The sequence below is a fragment of the Aetokthonos hydrillicola CCALA 1050 genome (genome assembly GCF_017591665.1).
Classification (GTDB): Bacteria; Cyanobacteriota; Cyanobacteriia; order Cyanobacteriales; family Nostocaceae; genus Aetokthonos; species Aetokthonos hydrillicola.
In genome coordinates this window covers 1-21,027 of sequence record NZ_JAAKGC010000087.1, presented here as the reverse complement: position 1 = coordinate 21,027, position 21,027 = coordinate 1, and the positions used below count along the sequence as shown (strand labels likewise).

Below are 21,027 nucleotides of genomic sequence, written 5' to 3'. Positions count from 1 at the left end.
GCGGCTTATCCGCTTTGGTTCTATCTAGTGTTTCTATTAGTTCAGCTCGCGCTGAACAAGCAGCTTATAATCCCGCTGTTTCCAATACAACTTCGGCCTATGAAGCTCGGGTATCACCTGTTAAGCTTGTACTGTTAGCTTACAAAGGTGAATTTAAAAGCTCTGGCATTCCCGGTTATCAACAGTTTCAATATGCGTTGATTAACAGACAAGTCACAGCCCAAGATCTTGTAAGAGGTGCTGTTAACTCAAGGCTACTACCACCACAAGCTCTTACCGATAAACAACTTCTTAAAGATGTTGATAGCCAACTGTTTAATTTCGCCTATAACCTCTGATACGTGACCACCAAAACATAACTTGAGGAATTTAGGGTAAATTATGGGGTATTTGCAAGCCAGATATTCCATTATTGTTGCTAGCTTGTAGGGGTAGAAACCCACTAGCTTGCATTTTCCATAGTCTATAGTAAGCGCCCGCGAGAGCTAGTAGTTCGGTGTGAGTACCATCTTCAATAATCCGACCCTGGTCGAATACTAAAATGCGATCTAAATGGGCGATAGTAGAAAGACGATGGGCTACGACTATAACAGTTTTTCCATCCATCGCGATATCTAGCGTGTCTTGAAGTGCTTTTTCGGTGATTGAGTCTAGGCTAGATGTCGCTTCATCCAAGATCAGGATCGGTGCATTTTTAAGAATAACCCGCGCGATCGCAATCCTCTGTCTTTGTCCACCAGAAAGTTTAACCCCCCGTTCACCAACCAAAGAGTGATAATCGTCCTTCATTTGGGCAATAAAATCATGAGCATAAGCTCTAGCAGTAGCCTGAATGACTTCGTCGTTAGTTGCTTCTAGGCGTCCGTAGCGAATATTTTCCAGCAATGTACGGTGAAACAAAGAGGGATCTTGAGGAATTAAGCTAATCTGAGTGTGTAGTGCATTCTGAGTCATATCTCGAATATCTACCCCATCAATGAGGATCTGTCCAGATTGGGGATCGAACAGACGCAATATAAGATTGACGAAGGTAGATTTACCGGATCCAGACAAGCCAACCAGTCCAACACGTTGACCTGGCTGGATGGTAACACAAAGGTTTTCAAACACTTTTTTACCAGCAGAGTAACTGAAATTTACTCGCCGAAATTCAATGCATCCTTGAGTGATTGTAGGTGCGATCGCGCCATCCCGATCAATCACCTCGTGAGGTTGAATGATAGTATGAACACCATTGGCAACATTACCAATATGTTCAAAACATTCCAGAAATCGCCGGCTCAAATTGCGTGCTTCACTAATAATTAACAGTGATAGGCTAGTAGCCATCACAAAGTCACCTACAGCAATTTGCCCACTGCTCCACAGTGAGAGCGAATAATACAAGGTGCCTATTTTGAGAACTCCTGCCGAGATGAACTGAAACCAACGAACTCGCTCGGAGTACCAGTTGGATTTTCTCACATCCTTTAATTCTCGCACCAATTGCTCCCTCAAATATTGCCTTTCAAAGGCTATACGCGCGAACAATCGGACGGTACTCAGATTGGTCACAGAATCAACAATTATGCCTGTTGTCTCACTTCTAGCAGCAGCAGCTTTTCGAGCATAGGGGCGACACCGAGTAGCCAACCAAAAAGATATGATAATGAAGAGAGTTGACCATATTCCCACAAAAATCGCCAGCTGATGATGAGCATGATAAAGCAAAATTGTAGAAACAGCAAAGACTATGATAACGGGCATAAACTCATTAATCAACATCGCCAGCGTCTGAGTAACCCCCATAGAGGTTTCGGTGATGCGATGCGCTAGCGCCCCAGCAAAGCTACTACTCAAGTAGCGGTGAGAATGATGTTGCAAATATGCAAACAGCGATTTTGTTACATGCTGACGGTGGAGAGGATGTAGGATAGTGTGACACAGTCCAGACAAACGACCGAACAATACTTCCCCAACACTCAAAGCAGCAAACAGAATAAGGGGTTGGCTCATTGCTTCAAGTATAGGTCGGCTGTGGCTGGAAGATTGAGTTACACCCCGAATAATCTGGCTAATGGCGTAGGGTAACATGATCCCGCAGATTGCATGAAGCGCCTCCAAAATGATCATGGTCACATACCACCATCGGAAATGACCGACGAAATGACAGATGAACCTGAATGGAGTATTTGGCAAGTCTGGAGCATCAGAGGCTCGTTGAAAGCGTCTGGATGAGCGAGCTTTTTTTATCGAGGAAAGGCTATCGCGTAGCATTATGTTACTTTCTTTAGAAGAAATAGACGGCTTACTAGCCGTCTTGAAGCATCTCAAAAATCGTGCCTAACGAACAGAATCTCCCTTTCGGTATTCGGCAGTTAGTTCATCTAACTTCTGTTTCAAAGTATCATCAAGCGGTTTGAGTTCGCCTGCTTTGAGAGTTTCCGTAAGTTGTTCAGGGCGACTAGCGCCAATGATAGGAGCAGTGATAATCGGATTAGACAGCACCCAAGCTATTGCTAAAGTGGTGAGTGACAATCCGACGTGATCTGCTACTGTGCGTAAACCCTCAACAGTATTGAACTCGCGATCGCGCCAGTAGCGTTCTTGATAACGTTCTGCTGCAGTACCCAAAGTAAAACGAGTCCCCGATGTTGGTCCTTGAGCAAAGTTGTGTTTGCCTGTCAGTAAACCACCTGCCAAGGGATTATAAGGAATGACACCCAATCCCTCTTCTTTAGCCAAGGGTAGTAGTTCTCGCTCAATTTCGCGAAACAATAGATTGTATCGAGGCTGAATTGAGACAAAGCGAGTTAGATTTCGCACATCAGCACGACCTAAAGCACGACTGAGCCGGTAAGCCAAAAAGTTAGAAACCCCGATATAACGTGCTTTACCAGCACGAACTACTGTGTCTAATGCTTCGAGGGTTTCATCAAGGGGTGTTGAAGCATCATCAGAATGCAATTGGTACAGATCAATGTAGTCTGTTCCTAATCGTCTTAGGGACGCATCGATCGCATCCAAAATATGTTTGCGCGAAGCACCTTGATCCCAAGGTGCAGTGCCAACTCGTCCCACACACTTAGTAGCCACAATAAAATGTTCACGTTTACCTTTAAGCCAGCGCCCGATGATCTCCTCGGTGGTTCCAGCCGTAGCCAGCCCACCACCAAGCGGGTAAACATCTGCAGTATCTAGAAAGTTGACTCCAGCCGCAGCAGCAGTGTCAAGGATTTGCCTGGAAGTCTCTTCATCAGTTTGTAAACCGAAGGTCATTGTACCGAGACAAAGGCGCGAAACAGTCAATCCGGTTGTACCAAGTTTGGTTGTTGGTAACGTCATGGTAGTGATCCTGGTCAAAAGGGAAAGGGATAGGAGAGGGAGAATTTTAAGATACTAAAACCGCTCTCTCCTCCACTGCTTGAGAGGCAAAACGATTGCTGGGACGACGTAGTCCTAGGTTTTCGCGCAAGGTGCTGCCTTCGTATTCGGTGCGAAACAGACCGCGTTTCTGTAAAATCGGAACAACCAAGTTAACGAAGTCATTTAATCCTGTTGGCAGAATTGGCGGCATGATATTAAAGCCATCTGCGGCACCGTTGTTAAACCATTCTTCTAACTGATCAGCAATGCTTTCGGGAGTACCTAGTATGGTGCGATGACCTCGCGCGGTGGCAAGAGAGAGATACAATTGGCGCAATGTGAGACCACCACGAGTAGCTAGATCTCTAACTAGTTTGAGACGACTCTTGTTGGTGTTGGTGTCGCTCGGTAGTTCGGGAGCTTGATCATCTAGGGAATATTTTGATAGATCGACACCTTTGTAATAGTTCTTCAAAATACCCCAGGCTACATCGGGATGGATCAATGATTGTAGGAATTCGTACTTCTCCTTGGCTTCTTCTTCAGTACGACCAATGATTGGGAAAGCACCAGGCATGATTTTTAAGTCGTCTGGCGATCGCCCATAGTTGGCAAGTCTACCTTTAACATCAGCATAAAATTCCTGTGCATCAGCTAAGGTTTGATTGGCAGTGAATATCACCTCAGCAGTCCGTGCAGCCAAGTCCCTTCCTGCTTCCGACGCACCAGCCTGTATAATCACTGGATAGCCTTGAGGCGGACGACCAACATTCAAAGGACCTTGTACTGAAAAATATTTGCCCTTGTGGTTAAGTATATGAACTTTTTTCCGGTCGAAATAGATACCAGATTCTCTATCACGGATAAAGGCATCATCCTCCCAGCTATCCCACAGTCCTTTTACTACTTCTACAAACTCTTCAGCGCGTTCATAACGTTGACTGTGTTCTGGGTGCTCAGCGAGACCAAAATTACCAGCCGCATTCTGATTACCGGTGGTGACTACATTCCATCCAGCTCGACCTTTACTCAAGTGATCTAGAGAAGCAAACTTACGTGCAAGAGTATAGGGATCTTCGTAGGTAGTTGAGGCTGTGGCAATAAAGCCGATATTTTTGGTTACAGAGGATAAAGCAGAGAAAAGGGTAACTGGCTCAAAATGGACGATTTTTCCATTGCGAGTTTGAGTTTCGGGATCACCCCCCCAAACACCTGGACTATCGGCTAAAAAAACTGCATCAAACAAGCCGCGTTCAGCGGTTTGGGTAATTTCCTTGTAATGTTCGAAATTAAACCCAGCATCTGCTTGTGAATCTGGGTGCCGCCACGCCGAAATGTGATGTCCAGTGGCTTGAATAAATGCACCTAAACGAAACTTGCGTGTTGTGTTCATAAGCTTTTTTTCAAGTAGTGCGAACCTTGGTCAAATGCGCATGGATACTTAGCAGCACTAGGAATGCTGCTGGGCGCTCAAAGTACGTAAATTTGCGTAGTGAGCCTACTCAGTAGATAGAGCTTACACAATATTTATGTGTCAATCAAATCTATTTGATAAACTAATAATTAGATTATCGAATATTGAGTATCGAAAAGCAAGACATTAATAAATGTTATTTTAAATCTATTTATTAATAATATTTTCTTAAGTAAATTGCAAATCAAAAATTGGTTGCGAAACTTGACGAATAACTGAATAAGGTAGAACTTACGTGCTGTGGGAATTAAACATCGGGTGTATTAACCGATAATGCTTGTTTCTGGCTTGTAAGGGCTTACCCTACCGTGGATTAGAACACTCTAATTTATGGAATTTAATCTCGGAATTTTTACAACTTCCCCTTGCTTTTTCAGTAAGAACATGTAAGACTACTAAAAGCAAAATACGCTAACTCTAGCAGGTTAAAGTATTTTTCTAACTGTGTGACTACTATTTAGTTATATATCTCTGAATCAATTATCTGAAAAATGGTTGTAAGAGCAGTATTGCCAAAAAAGTCAGGCTTCAGGAGTTTAGGATTGATGGGATGACAAGCTAAAGAGCCAAATTTAGCAGCCTGCAAAGAGGGGTCTTTAATTTTTGAAATTAGCCGAAATGCCACAAGGTGTAATACTAGGAGGTCTTTTTCTATGGTATCTGAAGTTTCTGGGATGCATTTAACACTAGAAGGTTTAAGAAAGTCCTTTGGGACTAAGCCTGTCTTACAAGGCATAGATTTAGATATCAAGCCAGGAGAGTTTGTTGCAATTGTTGGTCGTAGCGGATGTGGTAAAAGTACGCTGCTACGGCTGATTGCAGGATTAGAAACTCCAAATTCAGGAAGTATCATATTAGACGGCAAACAGTCATCTGGTCGGCTAAATCCCACGATCCGAATGATGTTCCAAGATGCCCGTCTTCTCCCATGGCAACGAGTATTAGCAAATGTAGAGCTTGGATTGCTTGGGTCGAAAGTATTTGTGCGGCAACATGCTTTACAAGTTCTCCGCTCTGTAGGGCTTGAAGATCGTGCCAAGGATTGGCCGGCTGTACTGTCGGGTGGACAACGCCAGAGAGTAGCTTTAGCGCGAGCATTGGTAAGTAAACCTTCGTTATTGCTTCTAGATGAACCTCTGGGTGCTTTAGATGCTCTGACGCGTATTGAAATGCAGCAATTAATCGAGGATTTATGGCAAACCCAGCGATTCACTTCGCTGTTGATCACTCATGATGTAGAAGAAGCAGTCGTTTTAGCAGACAGAGTTGTACTGATTGAAAACGGTCAAATCACAATGAATACTCCTATTTCCCTACCCCGTCCAAGAGCTAAGGGAAATCCCCTATTTGTTCAAACGGTAGAAGAGATTTTGCACTACGTAATGGGTAAGCAGGAAAGTATTCAGGAACTTAGGGAAGCACGATTAATAGTTTAAGTTGACTAAAGAATTAATTCTTAAGATATTGTAAACTCCAAGCTATTAGCAATTGGGTACTGAAAAGCTAGTACAGAGCGGCGTAAATAACCATACCATTCAAAATCTCTGAAAAGCCTACGCTGTATTCCTAACAGAATTTTGAATTCCGCCTTGCGGTACTAGTTTCCTATAATACACCCAATCGTCATAAACATTTTACTTAGTCGTGAATCGTAAGAATTAACCACTAACAAATTCAAAGATTTTCAGTGTTCCCTCCTCCGGTAATGTGTCAGATGGATTGCCACAATCCATCTGACTTTCTTATTAGAATTGCTATATCAAAACGACAAACGAGTATTTGAATAACCTGGGAGCATCCCAATTTGGATAAAACAAATGATTCGCGAGGTATCATCGTGAATAAAAAGGACGGTTCAATCCTCTTGTTCTTCTTGCTCATGCTCAAAGCCAGAACTAATATCTAGCAAGCAATCATCGAGGCTATCAATAACTTTTTGGATCTCAAGTACTAAGCATATTTGCGCTCGCTCTGCTGGTTAGCCTACCCATCGGGATATTCAGTGAGTTTCAGGGTTGGGAAGCATTGCTACCGCCTTTGATGTTTGGCGACAAAATATTCAAGCTTTTTCAATCAGTCGGTGGTTTTACGCCCTCACTTTTATTGCTATTATTAGTTCTGGTGTTCAGATTCTGGCACTTGTCGTGACGATTCTGTCTGTCCCAGATTCTATCTTTAACAAGAATAAATACTTGACGTATGTCACTAGGCAAAGTATCGTATTTTACATAGTATTATTAATAGAAATACTCTTAGTTATCGATTGGATAAAATTAACTTGTTGACTGGGCTTGATCCACGCAATTTTGATGATGCAGTACAAATTCGTTTGGCTTTATTATTACGAAAGTTAAGTGTTTCTTGATGAGGATTCTCCTCAATACTGCACGGGGTTTTGGAAAATTGTAGGTTGGGTAGAGCGCATAAGCGTTACCCAACAAACCCTTATAGATGTTGGGTTTCGTTCCTCAACCCAACCTACGTTAAACTTAAGTTTTTGGCAAAACCCGTGCAGTATTGAGATTCTCCTTACAGATCAATACTTTTAAATTGAACAAATAGGCGGAAAATTGCTATCCAACCTATAGCAGCTAACAAAATAATTAACGTATCACTCATGTTAAGATAGAAATGTATCTACACAATAAAATAAGACAAGTATTCCATTGCACCCGTAAATCAAGGTATTGAGTAAGCCATTTAACTAGAAATAAAATTCATAGGTATTTGGGCAAAACTATTAACTGACTAGACGTACATAGTACGTTCTTCATATTGAAAGATTTATAAAGTTTATATTTAAATATCGAGCTTACAAGTAAAGTTTTTGTCAAGAAAAAGCTCTTTTTGTAATATATGCGACAAAAAAATGTATATTTTAATACAAATATAAAATGGCTACGAAAAATAATCGAAAGTTTCAGCAGCACTCACCTGATCGCTCAATTATACGAACGACTAAAAGAATAGTATCATTTTTTACTGTATTATCAAGCTTAAATGAATTCAAAAGCCTGAAAAATCGATAAATTTAAGAACACATTTTCCTCAAATACGTAAAGATTTTATGAAATCTATTATGGCTTGAGCAATTATTTGTTCTATAAATTGTACGATTAGGCCAATTTCAACTCTCAAGAGAGCCCCATACCTCACAAGTCATGTTTAATCCCCAAACTAAAGTTACGGGGTTTCCACATGTACTGGGAGTTTTGCGTGAGTAACTGGATACTTTTCTTGACGGAGACTGTACACAACTGCTTAGCGTCTCCGCTACCGAGAAAAAACTCGGGTTACATTGTCTGTAGGGCACTTTGAGCATTCATCACAATTGCTAGTACTTATGTAAAAGTTATTTCTAATACAAAGGAGTATTTCAGTACAAGTGTCGACATCTGCTAAAGTTCCCGAACAGAGATTGCGTCTCCATTACTTGGATGGTTTACGTGGACTAGCATCTCTGTACGTAGTAATACTGCAAAAGTTAGCAGATGAGTTGGCGGTGAGCGATCGCCTCTCCTTTGTCGGATGGGTAGACAACTCCCGCGCCTACTTACCGCAATTTGACATTTTTGGCATGCCTTCCTGTTCCGAAGGCTTTCCTCTTGCGAGAGTAGAAGCAATGCTAGCTGGGTTACCTGTGGTTGCTACTCGTGTAGGTAGCGTTGCAGAAGCAGTAATTGATGGCGAAACAGGATTATTGGTCAATAAAAATGATGTTGACGGGCTTGTCTTTGCATTACGAAGATTAAGAGACGACCCAGCACTGCGTTTGCGTCTTGGTCAGCATGGTTGGGAAATAGCACAAGACAATTTTACCGTCGATGTTATGGTTAAGCGTTATGAGCATTTGTGGTGTGAATTATTAGCCTCTCCACAACGTCCAAGGTTGTTGCTCCCACAGCCTAAAGAGTAGATATCTGGCTATTTTGCACTAAATTTTCTGGAAACAGCCTCAATCGATGTGAAGAATATCTTAGAAAACAATTCAACATTATCAAGTTTCCCAAAAATAAATTTATTGGGAGAACCAATACAAGGAGAAACAAACACATCTTTTCGTAACTTATGTGTTCCTTCAGCTTTCATTGAATTAGCTGTGCTACTCGGAACTTTTACTCAATTATGTTCATAAAGTAACAATGCTTGTACTACAACGTCACATCCCTAAGGTGTAATTTAATGAAAGCACAATCTCAATACAATATTGTCTTGCGACAACTAAAGGATGACTCAGCTAGCGAAGCTGAACAGATTCAATACTCAATTGCGCATGATAAAACAACAATAATTGGTCGTGATTCTAGGCATTGTGATATTGTTTTAAACTTCAAGCGATATCCGAAAGTCTCCCGAGAACATTTAGAAATTCGCCCCATGTTGTTGCGTTCCTCAAGCGGTATGCCTCTTTGGGAGATATGCGATTTAAACAGTCGAAACGGTACTTATGTCAACGGTCAGCGATTACAAATGTGCCAAATTTTACAAAAAAACGACCGCATTCAAGTTGGCGAAGATGGTCCCGAATTTATCTTTGAGTGTCATGCTGAGGATAGCTCTATTAGCCTAACCGAAGTGTTTCCCATTATATCGAAACAGCTAAGCGTTGAGCAAAAATCTTACATTGTACCCGGCATTATCACAGTAATATCCGTAGTAACAATGTTAGCTGCTAGGGAGAATAGTAGACTCTTCATCACAGTCTTAGCAGCTTACCTAGCTCTCGCAAGCCATTATGTTATCCATAAATTATGCCATACGCATAAACCTTGGTGGTTGCTAGTCAGCTTAGGTCTAGCTACAGGCTTGCCGATTTTGGGTGGATTGCATATTCCTCCATTTCAAACACACGAAGAACAGAACATAGTGGCAATAGTTCTTAAGTCCTTTTTTGGATCAGGTTTGTTAGTAGAACTTTTCAAAGTACTGCCAGTGTTATTAGTTTACTTGTTGGGCAGATTCTTTCCATCACCTAAGCGAGAACTTCTTGGGGTATGGAAACCTATGGATGGAATTCTTTTAGCAACCGCCTCAGCTACTGGATTTGCAATAGTAGAGACAATATTGAAAGTGTTTGCAGAACTTGAACAAAAAGGTGCTCACGAGGCGTTAACACTTTTAATTCCCAAGGTTTTAGGAGATCTTTCTGGTGAAGTAGCATATAGTGGGTACTTCGGCTACTTTATTGGATTGAGTGCGTTAAAATCTCAGAAGCGTTGGTCACTCTTAGGAATCGGCTACCTCAGTGCAGCTTTTCTACATACGGTTGAAGCAATAATAATCACCCTGTTGAAGCAAAATCTACTTGTCAATTACTTACTGTTAGCTGCCATCGGTTTTGTTGCTTACCTATTTTTGATGGCTGCAATTGTGAAAGCGCGTAATTTTTCACCACGTCATTCGCATTAAGCACAAGGCTGGGAGAATCATTGTTGCTATTGGTTTATCTGCTTCATAATTGTCTGGTAGATCTCAAGGTGCGATCGCGCAATACTCGACCAACTAAATTTCTCCACAAAAGCACGAGCAGCTTCACCTAAACAGATCCACTCATCTCGACGACTTAGCAACTGGCAAAATGCTTCTACCAAAGCATCTATATCACGAGGGGGTACTAGCTGCACCCTCATTTCATTTGGTAAAGGTATATGATGCTGTGTGCCAATCACTGGTAAACTGTGAGCCAACAACGTTAGCAGAGAGCCACTTTTTATCGTTAGTCCGTGGTTGAACGGTAAAACCCCAATATCAGCGCCAGTAAGATATTCTGAAGCAATTTCAGCATCTAAATATCCGGTGAAATGTACATACGTGTCATGAGCAGTAAAACCCAATCAAAATTAAAGTAATCCTAAATTTAGGTAATTATGCAAGCGTTAATATATCTTATACACGTAAACACAATTATAAATCCCCGATTGTAGCTAAATTTTCTCAAACCAAAGTATGATGCTTTTCTTAACTCTTTCGTCTTTAAAAGAAATTGATGCGAGGGGGAATTATTCGTGCGTATTCATCATATAAATTGTGGCTGCATGTGCCCGATTGGTGGGGCACTCTTCGATGGCTTTAGTCGTGGGCTAACAGCGTCTCTTGTATGCCATTGTTTGCTCGTTGAGACAAATCAAGGACTCGTTCTCATCGATACTGGGTTTGGGGAACGCGATGTCAAAGCACCATTGTCAAGGCTCAGCCCATTCTTCATGAATTTGAATCGCATCCAATTTCAAGAACAATACACAGCGCTCGCTCAGATTAAGAAACTTGGCTTTGACAAAAATGATGTGCGCCACATAGTGCTGACCCACCTTGATTTTGATCATGCGGGTGGATTAGAGGATTTCCCAGAAGCGACTGTGCATGTGATGCAGGTTGAAATTGAAGCAGCAAAGGAACGGCGTGGCTTTATCTCATCGCAGCGTTATCGTCCGGGTCAGTGGGATGAAGTGAAAAAATGGAAGTACTATTCTCCAGGGGGTGATCCTTGGTTCGGTTTTGAGGCAGTGCGGGATCTTGAGGGACTACCACCTGAAATTCTTCTTATTCCGCTTGCTGGTCATACGCGTGGCCATGCTGGCGTTGCGATTGCAACTTCCGAAGGTTGGCTCCTACATGCAGGTGATGCTTACTTTTATCGACACGAAATGAACACCCCTAAACCACACTGTACTCCAGGATTGCGTGCTTACCAATGGTTGATGGAGGTTGATCGTAAAACTCGGCTTCGTAATCAAGAACGTTTACGTGAGTTATCGGTTTCACACAGTAACGATGTGCGTTTGTTTTGCAGTCATGACGCGATTGAATTCAAGAAATTTGATGATCAAAATAAATCACAATTGCAAGAATCTTTTAGTGACATTTAAAACATGTGTTTGTGATTACTTGCTAATTTAACAATAGACCCTGCTTTAGGTAGACGAGTTAACAAATCAATATAGTTCAATGTAAAAAACGAAGACAAATATATTCAACTCTTCTGCTTGAGATACTTTCTTTAGTGTGTGAGCGGTTGCAATACTTTGTGCAAATCTCAGCTAATTGGTTAGTGAGTTAGAAGCTTTTCAGCTTCAAAGTTAGGAGATACAAATGATGAACGGAAACAACAGCCAAAATTTGTCTCTAAGAATTGCTAGTTTAATCGGGATTGCTATATTGGCAATTTTTATATACTTAGAAAGTTGAAAAATCCTACTTGGATCAATCCTTTAACAGACGAGTCAATTCCAGGAGGAAACCCGAAAAATCCTCTTGGTCACTATTGGATTGAATTCTGGACAGACGGTCGAGATTCGATTGGTATGCACGGTACTCCTAATCCTGAGACAGTAGGTAAAACCATCTCACACGGTTGTATTCGTATGTATAACAAGGATGTTGAAGATTTATTCCAAAAGGTTAGTGTGGGAACACCTGTGATCGTTGTGCGATAGGATCAATCATAAGCCGACTGAAAACAAGCCTGTAATTTTTCTGCCACTACTTTAACGTGGATTAACAGGTAAAGGTCTCCCAATACTTTTGTAAAATTTATAGTTATGATGGGAGGTACTTACTTTAAAGTTAGATACTCACCAAAAAGATACTATGCATGTTGAAACAGAGAATCGTAGCAGGCTGACTTGTGCAGTGGAAACTACTCTGGACGTAATTGGCGGACGTTGGAAAGTCTTAATTATTAAAGAACTTATAGACGGTGTTAAACGCTTCAATGAATTGCAGCGTGCTTTAACTGGAATTACACAAAAAATGCTGACTCAACAACTCCGGGAGATGGAAGAAGATGGAATTATACATCGAGAAATCTATTTGCAAGTACCACCCAAGGTGGAATACTCTTTAACACCTTTGGGTGAAAGTCTTAAACCTATCCTATATGCTATGCATGAGTGGGGAATGAAGCATCTAGAAAATAAGAGTAAAGAAACTTCATCGCTGGAGTAATAAAGAGAAAACACCAAATTGATCATCTAGTTAGAAGATGCTCTTTGTGTCTCGTATATACAGCAGTTTTGAGACAAATGAGGTACACCGATAGTTCAAGGGCATAGCCTCCGGCTTCTCGCAGAGTACGCCGTTTGCCCCTACTAATGTACCTCACGCACCCCAAAAGTGCTGTAAAATAATGTTACTTTCGCGAAATTTTAGGGAAATCTAAAATTAGATGACCTTAGATAAAGCGGAGACGCTAATGACTGATTTGGCCAGCTTAAAGTGGAGTCAAAATGTAAATTGTCATGGTTCTAGTGTATCTTGGGATTTTCCCGTAAACGGTATTTCAAAAATTTTTTTATTACATTGGAACAAGATTAATAAAAATAATGCACTGAAACCTCAAGAAGGTGAACTTATAATAATCAGACAATATGGTTGTGTAACACATATTGTCAAAGTTTTCAATAATACCCTTTAGGAATCATGTAAAAATAACTTGAACAATTTACTGAATGGTTAGATCATGAGAATGTAACCGAACTAAAGCCTAAAGCCTTGTATGTCTGATAACCAGCTAGTCGAAAGCATTAAAGACAAGTATGAAACGTTATTGCCCTACTTGAACGAGAAAACACGGCGTATTTGGGCAGCAATCGAAGCCCGAAGCCTGGGGTGGGGAGGCGTCAGTCAGGTTGCAATCGCTACTGGACTATCCCGCACTACGATTCACGCTGGGATGCGTTTGCTGTCGGAGCAAGATGGGGCGAAAACGGAGGATGACGGTACTAGAATCCGTACTAATGGTGGTGGACGTAAACTATTAGAAGAGCAAGACCCAATGCTGCTGTCAGACTTGGAATCACTGATTGAGCCAATGACGCTAGGAGATCCAGAGTCCCCGCTAAAATGGACTGCTAAAAGTGTTGTAAAACTTGCTGCCTCACTCAATCTTGGGGGGCACAGAATTAGTCCTAAAAGTGTTTACAATCTACTTGAATCGCTTGGCTACAGCTTACAATCAAATCGTAAAACCCGTGATGGTTCATCTCACGCAGATCGCGACGACCAGTTTTTACACATTTCAAACCAAGTCAAGCATTTTCAATCCCAAAACGAACCTGTAATTTCAGTTGATACGAAGAAAAAAGAGTTAATCGGAGACTTTAAAAACCCTGGAACTGAATGGTGCGAGAAGGAACAGCCCGTGGAGGTAAAAATGCATGACTTTGTTGACCCTCAATTAGGTAAAGCAATTCCCTATGGAATTTATGACTTAACCTTGAATAAAGGATGGGTCAATGTTGGCATTGATCACGACACAGCAGAGTTTGCCGTTGAATCTATTCGTCATTGGTGGTACTCAATGGGAAATGTTCTGTATCCAAATAGTGAGCATATAATGATTACGGCAGATTGCGGTGGTAGCAACAGTTATCGCTCCCGACTATGGAAGTTAAAACTGCAAGAGCTTGCCACCGAGACTGGTAAAAATATTCATGTGTGCCATTTTCCTCCTGGCACAAGCAAATGGAATAAAATTGAGCATCGTTTATTTTGTCACATCACAACTAACTGGCGAGGTAGACCATTAACTAGTTTGCAAGTAGTGATTAATCTTATCCGTAATACCACCACTACACAGGGATTAGAAGTCGAAGCTTGGTTAGATGAAAATCTCTATAAAACAGGAATTAAAGTCACAGACACTGAACTTGATGCCATTGCCATTGAGCGAAACTCTTTCCATGGTGAGTGGAACTATATTATCAAGCCAAAATCTTCCTCATAATTGTTCAAGTTATTTTTACATAAGTCCTTATTCTGATGGCTCTGATTCCGAGTTTAATATCGTGCGTCTAATTGAAGTCATTTGGGTAGCAAGTGATTTAAATAATGCTCCGAAATATGAAGAAGTATTTGGTTGTCCCATTGTATTTCCTGGAAGTGGAAAAGTGCATCGCTTGGAAAATATACAGGATTTCAAAGAACGTTGGGATGAGCATGGGGGACTTAAGGGTTTTCAAACTTATGCTAGAACTGTGTTAGACAACCATGGAGAATGGAAAGAGCTACTAGCTGAGTTAGAAAAAGGTTGTTAACCCTACTTCTATCACGGTATTTTTCTACACCTGTTACGATTACAGGTATTTGTATCACTGCCACAACCGACGAACACAACGCCATTGGATTATATTCTCATGTCATGCAGGTGCAGTCATTACCGTTGCTTGTTTACCTTTGGTGGCTGCGAGATTAGCGATTTCTCTGTCAATAAAAAATATACCCTGTCCTTCTGTACCAATTAGCTGAATTTTGTCAAGAATCCCTTTAAACAAAAACTCTTCTTGATGTTGTTCTGCAACATACCATTGTAGAAATTGCAGGGTAGAATAATCAGGCTCCGTATTCGCTAAATGTACCAAATCATTAATCTTACGAGTGATGCACTGTTCATGTTCGTAGATTTGTTCAAACAATTGTGTCAGAGAAGAGAAATGACTTGGTGGTGCTTGCATTCCGCTAATCACCGCTAATGAGCCTGTTTCATGTAAATAGTTGAGCAAGCGGCGCATGTGCATCATCTCTTCATCCGCGTGCTGACTCAGAAAGGTAGCACATCCTTCCAAAGCTTTGTAGGCACACCAAGAACTCATTTGTAAATAAAGATGTGAAGAATACATTTCCAAATTGATTTGCTCGTTCAACCGATCAATCATTCCTTGAGATAGCATGTTTCCGAATCCTTGTTTGGGATGTAAATTATGTAAATTGAACTGTTGTTTACCTCGTTATAGCCTTGTATTAGCCACCCAGCAAGGAAAGTTAGCAAGGTTTTGCTCCTCCGAGAGCCGAATTGTAGAAGTTATTGGCATCCTAGTCCTTGAGGTAATTGATAATTTGATTCAACAAGTTCTGGAAAAGAGCTTACACTAAAATCTCAATTAATGAAAGTCTTTTTCATTAAGAAATCTACACGAGGCATCAAGTCAGGACTTTGCTAAGCCTGGGAAACCTTCATGTGAATATAGTTTGTCAAACTATTTGCGGTTTTCTCAGAAAACTTGGGTATTCAGCTTGCTCCGTGAAGGGGGTATTCCATGAACGTACAATACCTTTGGTGCTGCGGCTTTCGAGCCAAAAGCAATCAGCTTTTTTACTATCTAGATTTATTATCAAGTACTAGGCTTTTTTATCTTGATGAATTTCATCAGGTGCAGCAGGTAATTCCAACGTTTGTGATGGGGTATCTCGCCAAGTCCGTTGAGTTCTTCGGAACCCATACCAATCAAGTCTAAAGGGATTTCTTTGCGAACGCGCTCAAATACATCAGCACCCAAACGACGCCCGCGCGATCGCAATCCATTAACAACGACAATATTTTTCCTTGTCGGTGATAGTAATTATGCAAATGCACATTACTACATCAAGTAGCATTCTCAATCTCGATAGATGAAAGTTCCACAACTAGATGTAAAAATTGTACAGCAAGTACAATATTTGCATTTGATGTTACTCTCTCTAGAGCAAGAATCTCCTTGAGCATATATCTTTTTATAGATAGATGTAGCAATTTTGCCAAAAAACTAAATTGACGGATGGCACTAGATAAACCGCTGACAGGAGAATAAAGCTTATGAGTTGGTAATAAAGACCTTTTGGAATGGAAAAACTATAGACGATACAAGTAAATCCCACGTTACAGTCGCAACATATGAATCAAGACGCAGTAACTGGTACTCCGACTTGATCAATCCCTTCAGAGCGTATAGGTTTGAACGGAGAGTACGAGCAAAATCGATCAGCCGAGCCTGTAGTGCTTGCTTTTGCTCAAGGTTTCCACATTGAATACATTCACACCCTATAGGTTTCTCAGGCAGGTAGTATTGCGGTGTTAGAAAGCAAAATTCCTAGTCAGGACATTCTTAATTAACAATATGGTTTCTGTGGTACGAGGAGTAAAAGCTGCTACCAATTTTGATACCATATCACGGTTGAAAAAACGCAAAACTGCTTCAACAGGAAAAACAAGACACGTATATGGGGAAAAAAAAATACTATTCTGCTATAAGTGGATTTTTGATCACTTTAAGCTGTATTCTTTGCAGCGCAAATTTACAGGCACAAGGTAATTCATCTTTAGGTAGCAGTATTATTCAGCGCTCGGTTACATCGGTTACACATACCTCCTTTGTGCATAACAACCAGAAGATAGCGCAAGTCCAGCAATGCACTAGTAGCACAGTTAAACCGTATAACCAATCCGCCTCTATTGTTCCCCCGTTATCAACGGTAGGCGCAAAAATTGTCGATAGCGAATGTAAACAAGTTGTTCTAAAAGGTGTGGCTTGGTCTGGTACTGAAACACAATACCATGTACCTCAAGCCTTGTACCTACGAGACTACAAGGACATAATCAAAGAGATCAAAAGCTATGGCTTTAACATGATCCGTCTACCATACTCAGTTAATGCCTTGCGTTCTGACGTAGCACCAGGTGTAATAGATTATAAATTGGGAAGTAATGTAGACTTGCAAGGCAAGAAACCTGTAGAGGTAATGGATGTTCTCATCAAGGAAGCACAGAAGAATGGTCTAATGGTTTTGCTTGATAGCCACGACCTAAATGACTCACAACTTGATCCGCTTTGGTACAATAGCACCTTTTCAGAGCAGGATTGGATCAATACCTGGACAATGCTGGCTCAACGCTACAAAAATCAGAGCAATGTTATTGGTGCTGACTTAAAAAATGAGCCTCACTATGACTATTCGACTTCATACGGAGCGACTTGGGGTACAGGAAATGTAAACACTGACTGGAACCTAGCCGCTGAGCGGGGTGGCAATGCAATCCAAGCGTTTGCTCCTAACTGGCTAATTGTGGTAGAAGGTATAGGTGATCAGCTAGGGAACCAGACACTACAGAATCATTGGTGGGGTGGTAATTTGGAAAAAGTTGGGTCTTTTCCGGTCAGGCTGAATATACCAAACAAAGTTGTTTACTCAGCTCATGAGTATGGTCCAGAACTTTTTGATCAATCCTGGTTTCACTCTCCTGATTTTCCCAATAATCTAGATCAGATCTGGCAGGCGGGTTGGTTGTATATCGCCAATCAAAATATTGCTCCTCTAATGATTGGTGAATTTGGTATCGGGAATACTAACCAAGACGAAAAGGAAAAACTTTGGGCGACTAAGCTACTTAACCTGATTCAAACAAATAATCTGTCTTATGCCTATTGGGCTTGGTCTAATAACGGTGGTCTGTTAGAGAACGACTGGAATACTCCAGAGCCGCTGCAACAACAGTTCCTGTTACAGATTCTCCCTGGTGCTCCATTGAAAAATTCACCCTCTACTTAATAGAGGCAGCTTTCGATGTTGTTGAAAATATTGATGGCAACGACATCAAAGGCGCTTCTATCGAAAAACCTGGGCAGGAAGCGATGGAATTACCTGAGCTTCCGCCCATGCTTAAATTATGATTTTTTCTTACTAAAATATTGCGATCGCAAGTAATTTTACCTTTGAAGATGAACGAAAAGCTTACGAGGTAAGGTTTTCTAATGCCTAATTTTAATTCTGTATATCCTTTTTAGGAAGTAAATTATACGTGGGATCTCTTAGAGAAGAAGTACTAGTGAGAACCTCAAGCTAGTCAGCTACATGAACGCATAAATTGGTCAATAAATCAATAGGTTGACGAAATTATTAAGAGGGAGTAAAGTTGCATAGTCGTAATATAAAACGTGTGTAAATCTAGTTCTTTTTTTCTCAGCCCTCTTCTCTCACTCTCGGTAGAGATTAATCTGTAATGCTTCCTGGCCAAAGGTTTTTCCTGAAGAGCTTTATTTGGAAGTTTCCATCAATTTACGAGTCCTAATCTCGTCACCAAATCTAAGTCTCACATCCGGTCTTGATTTTTTTCTCCCCAGAGTGACAAAAGAGCGTTAGAAACTCCTGAATGAGTTTCGAGCAAAGAATTTTTTTGAGTCTCAAAACAAAGCGTATATCGCCGCTGCGTTAGCACAATTAATTGTGGTGTTTCGATAAACCCAATTATTGGGTCATCGAACTAATGAATTTGGTTATCAATGTGGATGCAACTGTTTCTTTTAATCCAGTTGGGTGGTTTACCATGGCTCGCGATTAAGTAGCGGGGAAATGAATCTCCGCTGCATGTTGTACACCTTCCCTATTGTGGTCTTTTATCATGTTTAAATTAAACAGCTTGCTTAAAATAGCAACTGCGTTTGATGGTTTTGCTTTGAACAAAACCATTAAAGAGATTATTTTGTGGTGTCAGAGATTTCAAAAACTGCGACCTAGAGAAATAAGTAGAAGTCTTACGAAAAGACGATTTCGGGAGCGGTTTTGGATTAGCGCTGCTGTCATAACTTTGCTGATAAGTTTGTCTCAACATCCGGAAAATCTGATAGAGGTTGCGGATGCGGCATCTATTAGATACGCTGGCGTCAACCTTGCTGGTGCTGAGTTTGGTGAAAACGTTCTACCTGGTACTTTCAACATTAACTATATCTACCCTAGCTATAGCGACGTTGATTACTTCGTTAGCAAAGGTATGAAAATCTTTCGTTTGCCTTTCCGTTGGGAGCGATTGCAAAAACAACAGTTTGGTAACTTGGATACAGACGAACTCGTACGCATAGATGACTTTGTTAGCTACGCCACTGGCAAGGGATCTGCGGTTCTACTTGACCCCCATAACTATGCTAGATACTACGGCACAGTCATCGGTCAAGGTGTACCAGACACAGCTTTTGCTGATTTTTGGGGTAAATTAGCTAGCCGTTACAAGAGTAATAGTTCGGTGATATTTGGTTTGATGAATGAGCCAAATAACATGTCTACCGATGTTTGGCGTGACGATGCTAACAAAGCTATTCAAGCTATTCGTAATTCTGGAGCTACTAACTTAATCCTTGTACCTGGGAATGCTTGGAGTGGTGCTCATAGCTGGAAACAATCGTGGTATGGGACATCCAATGCCACAGCGATGCTTGGAATCACAGATCCAAACAATAACTATGCTTTTGACGTTCACCAGTACTTGGACAGCGACTACTCCGGTAGATCTGACCAGTGTGTTAGCTCAACTTTTGGCTCCCAAAACCTTGTTGATTTCACAACTTGGCTTAAGCAGAACAATAAACGAGGCTTCCTCAGCGAGTTCTCTGGTGGAAATAATAATACCTGTTATGATGCCATGGACAAGATGCTCAGCTACATAGATAGCAATACAGATGTCTGGCTAGGCTGGACTTATTGGGCAGCAGGGCAGTGGTGGCCTCAACAAAGTAAGACCATAGTTGAACCAATCAATGGTCAAGATCGTCCACAGATGGCAATCTTGAAGAAGCATATTAGTTGATAAATGAGGAACTCTGATAGCTCTGACAGCTAACCCCTCTCAAAATCCTGAAAAGGGTTAGCCGGTATTGATTTGAGGTGAAAAGGTGGCACTTCACAAATGCGCTAAAATTGCCATACCAGACGGAGGTAAGTCAATCCGCACAGTTGCGCGACCATCTTGATGATGTTGCACAGTTACACTTTGATCACGTGATGGATGACGTAAGTTTGTATCTGTCCAATCGCTCTTGTATAAAAAACTCATAGTTGAACCACTTGGGTGGAGAGCAGCATCAACCGTTACCTCTGCACCTCGTTCTTCTGAAGCGTTTGTATTCAGAGCTATCAGAACTTCTGTGTTAAATAAAACTTGCGACCAAGCAACTAACTCTCCTTGTGAGGGAATTGAGAAGGACTGGTTACAAAATGATGTTTTACGTAGGTAGAAATGTCCTCGGCGTAATGCTTTACCAATCTCATCTCGGCGATTGCGTATGCGAGCGATCGCCGCAATCCGCAAATAGGTAGGATGATCAATATCGAAGAAATGACAACCTGCTGTTTGAAATGCCCCAAAATCGCTGCCAAACATGCTTTCTTGGATGTATCGCTCTTGTGCAACCCTTCCATTTTCTATCGTGTAGTCATGCTCAGCTTCATTGCCATCAAAAGCCTGTTCTGTTCCATAATATATAGAAGGAATTCCTGGTGTAGTTAATTGCACACCAACAGCATGAGCTACCTGTTCATAAAGATGAGGAACATCAGTATGTGCAGCAAACCTCTGCTTCACATTACGGGATAGTATATCTGGGTGATCTAAAATGGAGACATGATATTGCCCAAGTTGGCGGTATTGTCCAGCAAAAGTAGCTTCATCATAATTGCTAAAAAACTCA

18 protein-coding genes and 2 pseudogenes are annotated in these 21,027 nt (G+C 41.2%); 14 read left to right on the top strand and 6 right to left on the bottom strand.

Annotated features, from left to right (window positions below):
- The coding region (locus tag G4P69_RS28970) for a hypothetical protein (RefSeq protein WP_208352901.1) at window positions 1–338 on the top strand (338 nt) is incomplete at its 5' end.
- A gap of 31 nt (window positions 339–369) precedes the next feature.
- Here G4P69_RS28970 and G4P69_RS28965 read toward each other — a convergent pair.
- From G4P69_RS28965 to G4P69_RS28955, 3 genes are all read right to left on the bottom strand, one after another.
- Window positions 370–2,256 (bottom strand): ABC transporter ATP-binding protein, encoded by a 1,887-nt coding sequence (locus G4P69_RS28965; protein WP_208343664.1) that lies wholly within the window; start codon window positions 2,254–2,256, stop codon window positions 370–372.
- Window positions 2,257–2,322: 66 nt separating this feature from the next.
- Window positions 2,323–3,324 carry an aldo/keto reductase gene (locus tag G4P69_RS28960; protein WP_208343665.1) on the bottom strand — a complete coding sequence of 334 codons (1,002 nt, stop codon included), beginning with the start codon at window positions 3,322–3,324 and terminating at the stop codon, window positions 2,323–2,325.
- A 46-nt stretch (window positions 3,325–3,370) separates the two neighbouring features.
- A complete protein-coding gene (locus tag G4P69_RS28955; protein WP_208343667.1) occupies window positions 3,371–4,738 on the bottom strand; it encodes an LLM class flavin-dependent oxidoreductase in 1,368 nt (455 codons plus the stop codon).
- A 734-nt stretch (window positions 4,739–5,472) separates the two neighbouring features.
- Between G4P69_RS28955 and G4P69_RS28950 the strand changes: the two genes are divergently transcribed.
- The 4 genes from G4P69_RS28950 (at window position 5,473) to G4P69_RS28935 (ending at window position 10,228) form a co-directional block, all read left to right on the top strand.
- Window positions 5,473–6,255 (top strand): ATP-binding cassette domain-containing protein, encoded by a 783-nt coding sequence (locus G4P69_RS28950; protein WP_208343669.1) that lies wholly within the window; start codon window positions 5,473–5,475, stop codon window positions 6,253–6,255.
- A 785-nt stretch (window positions 6,256–7,040) separates the two neighbouring features.
- Window positions 7,041–7,184 carry a helix-turn-helix domain-containing protein gene (locus tag G4P69_RS40085; RefSeq protein WP_313890578.1) on the top strand — a complete coding sequence of 48 codons (144 nt, stop codon included), beginning with the start codon at window positions 7,041–7,043 and terminating at the stop codon, window positions 7,182–7,184.
- Window positions 7,185–8,204: 1,020 nt separating this feature from the next.
- The gene (locus tag G4P69_RS28940; RefSeq protein WP_310834035.1) at window positions 8,205–8,735 is read left to right on the top strand and encodes a glycosyltransferase; all 531 of its coding nucleotides are present in this window, start codon (window positions 8,205–8,207) and stop codon (window positions 8,733–8,735) included.
- A gap of 266 nt (window positions 8,736–9,001) precedes the next feature.
- A complete protein-coding gene (locus G4P69_RS28935) occupies window positions 9,002–10,228 on the top strand; it encodes a PrsW family glutamic-type intramembrane protease (protein ID WP_208343675.1) in 1,227 nt (408 codons plus the stop codon).
- Window positions 10,229–10,254: 26 nt separating this feature from the next.
- On the opposite strand, the gene G4P69_RS28930 is transcribed toward G4P69_RS28935, so the two are convergent.
- Window positions 10,255–10,653 carry a glycosyltransferase gene (locus tag G4P69_RS28930; protein WP_208343677.1) on the bottom strand — a complete coding sequence of 133 codons (399 nt, stop codon included), beginning with the start codon at window positions 10,651–10,653 and terminating at the stop codon, window positions 10,255–10,257.
- Window positions 10,654–10,926: 273 nt separating this feature from the next.
- On the opposite strand from G4P69_RS28930, the gene G4P69_RS28925 reads away from it, so the two are divergent.
- The 6 genes and pseudogenes from G4P69_RS28925 (at window position 10,927) to G4P69_RS28900 (ending at window position 14,853) form a co-directional block, all read left to right on the top strand.
- The gene (locus G4P69_RS28925; protein ID WP_243902522.1) at window positions 10,927–11,685 is read left to right on the top strand and encodes an MBL fold metallo-hydrolase; all 759 of its coding nucleotides are present in this window, start codon (window positions 10,927–10,929) and stop codon (window positions 11,683–11,685) included.
- A gap of 291 nt (window positions 11,686–11,976) precedes the next feature.
- Window positions 11,977–12,252, top strand: a pseudogene (locus G4P69_RS28920) (L,D-transpeptidase); the annotation flags it as partial.
- A gap of 154 nt (window positions 12,253–12,406) precedes the next feature.
- On the top strand, window positions 12,407–12,763 hold the full coding sequence (locus G4P69_RS28915) for a winged helix-turn-helix transcriptional regulator (protein ID WP_208343680.1): 357 nt from the start codon (window positions 12,407–12,409) through the stop codon (window positions 12,761–12,763).
- A gap of 247 nt (window positions 12,764–13,010) precedes the next feature.
- A complete protein-coding gene (locus G4P69_RS28910) occupies window positions 13,011–13,232 on the top strand; it encodes a hypothetical protein (protein WP_208352899.1) in 222 nt (73 codons plus the stop codon).
- Window positions 13,233–13,313: 81 nt separating this feature from the next.
- Window positions 13,314–14,543: an ISAzo13 family transposase gene (locus G4P69_RS28905; protein WP_208343682.1), complete on the top strand. Its 1,230-nt coding sequence runs from the start codon at window positions 13,314–13,316 to the stop codon at window positions 14,541–14,543.
- Window positions 14,500–14,853, top strand: a complete 354-nt coding sequence (locus tag G4P69_RS28900; protein WP_208352907.1) for a hypothetical protein — start codon at window positions 14,500–14,502, stop codon at window positions 14,851–14,853. Before G4P69_RS28905 ends, G4P69_RS28900 begins: the two co-directional genes overlap by 44 nt.
- A gap of 102 nt (window positions 14,854–14,955) precedes the next feature.
- Here the strand turns inward: G4P69_RS28900 and ftnA are convergent, their stop codons facing one another.
- Window positions 14,956–15,486 carry a non-heme ferritin gene (gene ftnA / locus G4P69_RS28895; RefSeq protein WP_208343684.1) on the bottom strand — a complete coding sequence of 177 codons (531 nt, stop codon included), beginning with the start codon at window positions 15,484–15,486 and terminating at the stop codon, window positions 14,956–14,958.
- A 366-nt stretch (window positions 15,487–15,852) separates the two neighbouring features.
- Between ftnA and G4P69_RS28890 the strand changes: the two genes are divergently transcribed.
- The 3 genes from G4P69_RS28890 (at window position 15,853) to G4P69_RS28880 (ending at window position 20,147) form a co-directional block, all read left to right on the top strand.
- Window positions 15,853–16,050, top strand: a complete 198-nt coding sequence (locus G4P69_RS28890) for a hypothetical protein (RefSeq protein ID WP_208352891.1) — start codon at window positions 15,853–15,855, stop codon at window positions 16,048–16,050.
- A 742-nt stretch (window positions 16,051–16,792) separates the two neighbouring features.
- The gene (locus G4P69_RS28885) at window positions 16,793–18,118 is read left to right on the top strand and encodes a glycoside hydrolase family 5 protein (RefSeq protein ID WP_208345941.1); all 1,326 of its coding nucleotides are present in this window, start codon (window positions 16,793–16,795) and stop codon (window positions 18,116–18,118) included.
- 850 nt (window positions 18,119–18,968) lie between these two features.
- On the top strand, window positions 18,969–20,147 hold the full coding sequence (locus G4P69_RS28880; protein ID WP_208345610.1) for a glycoside hydrolase family 5 protein: 1,179 nt from the start codon (window positions 18,969–18,971) through the stop codon (window positions 20,145–20,147).
- Window positions 20,148–20,240: 93 nt separating this feature from the next.
- On the opposite strand, the pseudogene G4P69_RS28875 reads toward G4P69_RS28880, so the two are convergent.
- Window positions 20,241–21,027, bottom strand: a pseudogene (locus G4P69_RS28875) (alpha-amylase family glycosyl hydrolase); the annotation flags it as partial.

Coding starts and splice junctions, on each gene's coding strand:
- G4P69_RS28965 (WP_208343664.1), bottom strand. CDS start 2,256: ATGCTACGCGATAGCCTTTCCTCGATAAAAAAAGCTCGCTCATCCAGA.
- G4P69_RS28960 (WP_208343665.1), bottom strand. CDS start 3,324: ATGACGTTACCAACAACCAAACTTGGTACAACCGGATTGACTGTTTCG.
- G4P69_RS28955 (WP_208343667.1), bottom strand. CDS start 4,738: ATGAACACAACACGCAAGTTTCGTTTAGGTGCATTTATTCAAGCCACT.
- G4P69_RS28950 (WP_208343669.1), top strand. CDS start 5,473: ATGGTATCTGAAGTTTCTGGGATGCATTTAACACTAGAAGGTTTAAGA.
- G4P69_RS28935 (WP_208343675.1), top strand. CDS start 9,002: ATGAAAGCACAATCTCAATACAATATTGTCTTGCGACAACTAAAGGAT.
- G4P69_RS28915 (WP_208343680.1), top strand. CDS start 12,407: ATGCATGTTGAAACAGAGAATCGTAGCAGGCTGACTTGTGCAGTGGAA.
- G4P69_RS28910 (WP_208352899.1), top strand. CDS start 13,011: ATGACTGATTTGGCCAGCTTAAAGTGGAGTCAAAATGTAAATTGTCAT.
- G4P69_RS28905 (WP_208343682.1), top strand. CDS start 13,314: ATGTCTGATAACCAGCTAGTCGAAAGCATTAAAGACAAGTATGAAACG.
- G4P69_RS28900 (WP_208352907.1), top strand. CDS start 14,500: ATGGTGAGTGGAACTATATTATCAAGCCAAAATCTTCCTCATAATTGT.
- ftnA (WP_208343684.1), bottom strand. CDS start 15,486: ATGCTATCTCAAGGAATGATTGATCGGTTGAACGAGCAAATCAATTTG.
- G4P69_RS28890 (WP_208352891.1), top strand. CDS start 15,853: ATGAACGTACAATACCTTTGGTGCTGCGGCTTTCGAGCCAAAAGCAAT.
- G4P69_RS28885 (WP_208345941.1), top strand. CDS start 16,793: ATGGGGAAAAAAAAATACTATTCTGCTATAAGTGGATTTTTGATCACT.
- G4P69_RS28880 (WP_208345610.1), top strand. CDS start 18,969: ATGTTTAAATTAAACAGCTTGCTTAAAATAGCAACTGCGTTTGATGGT.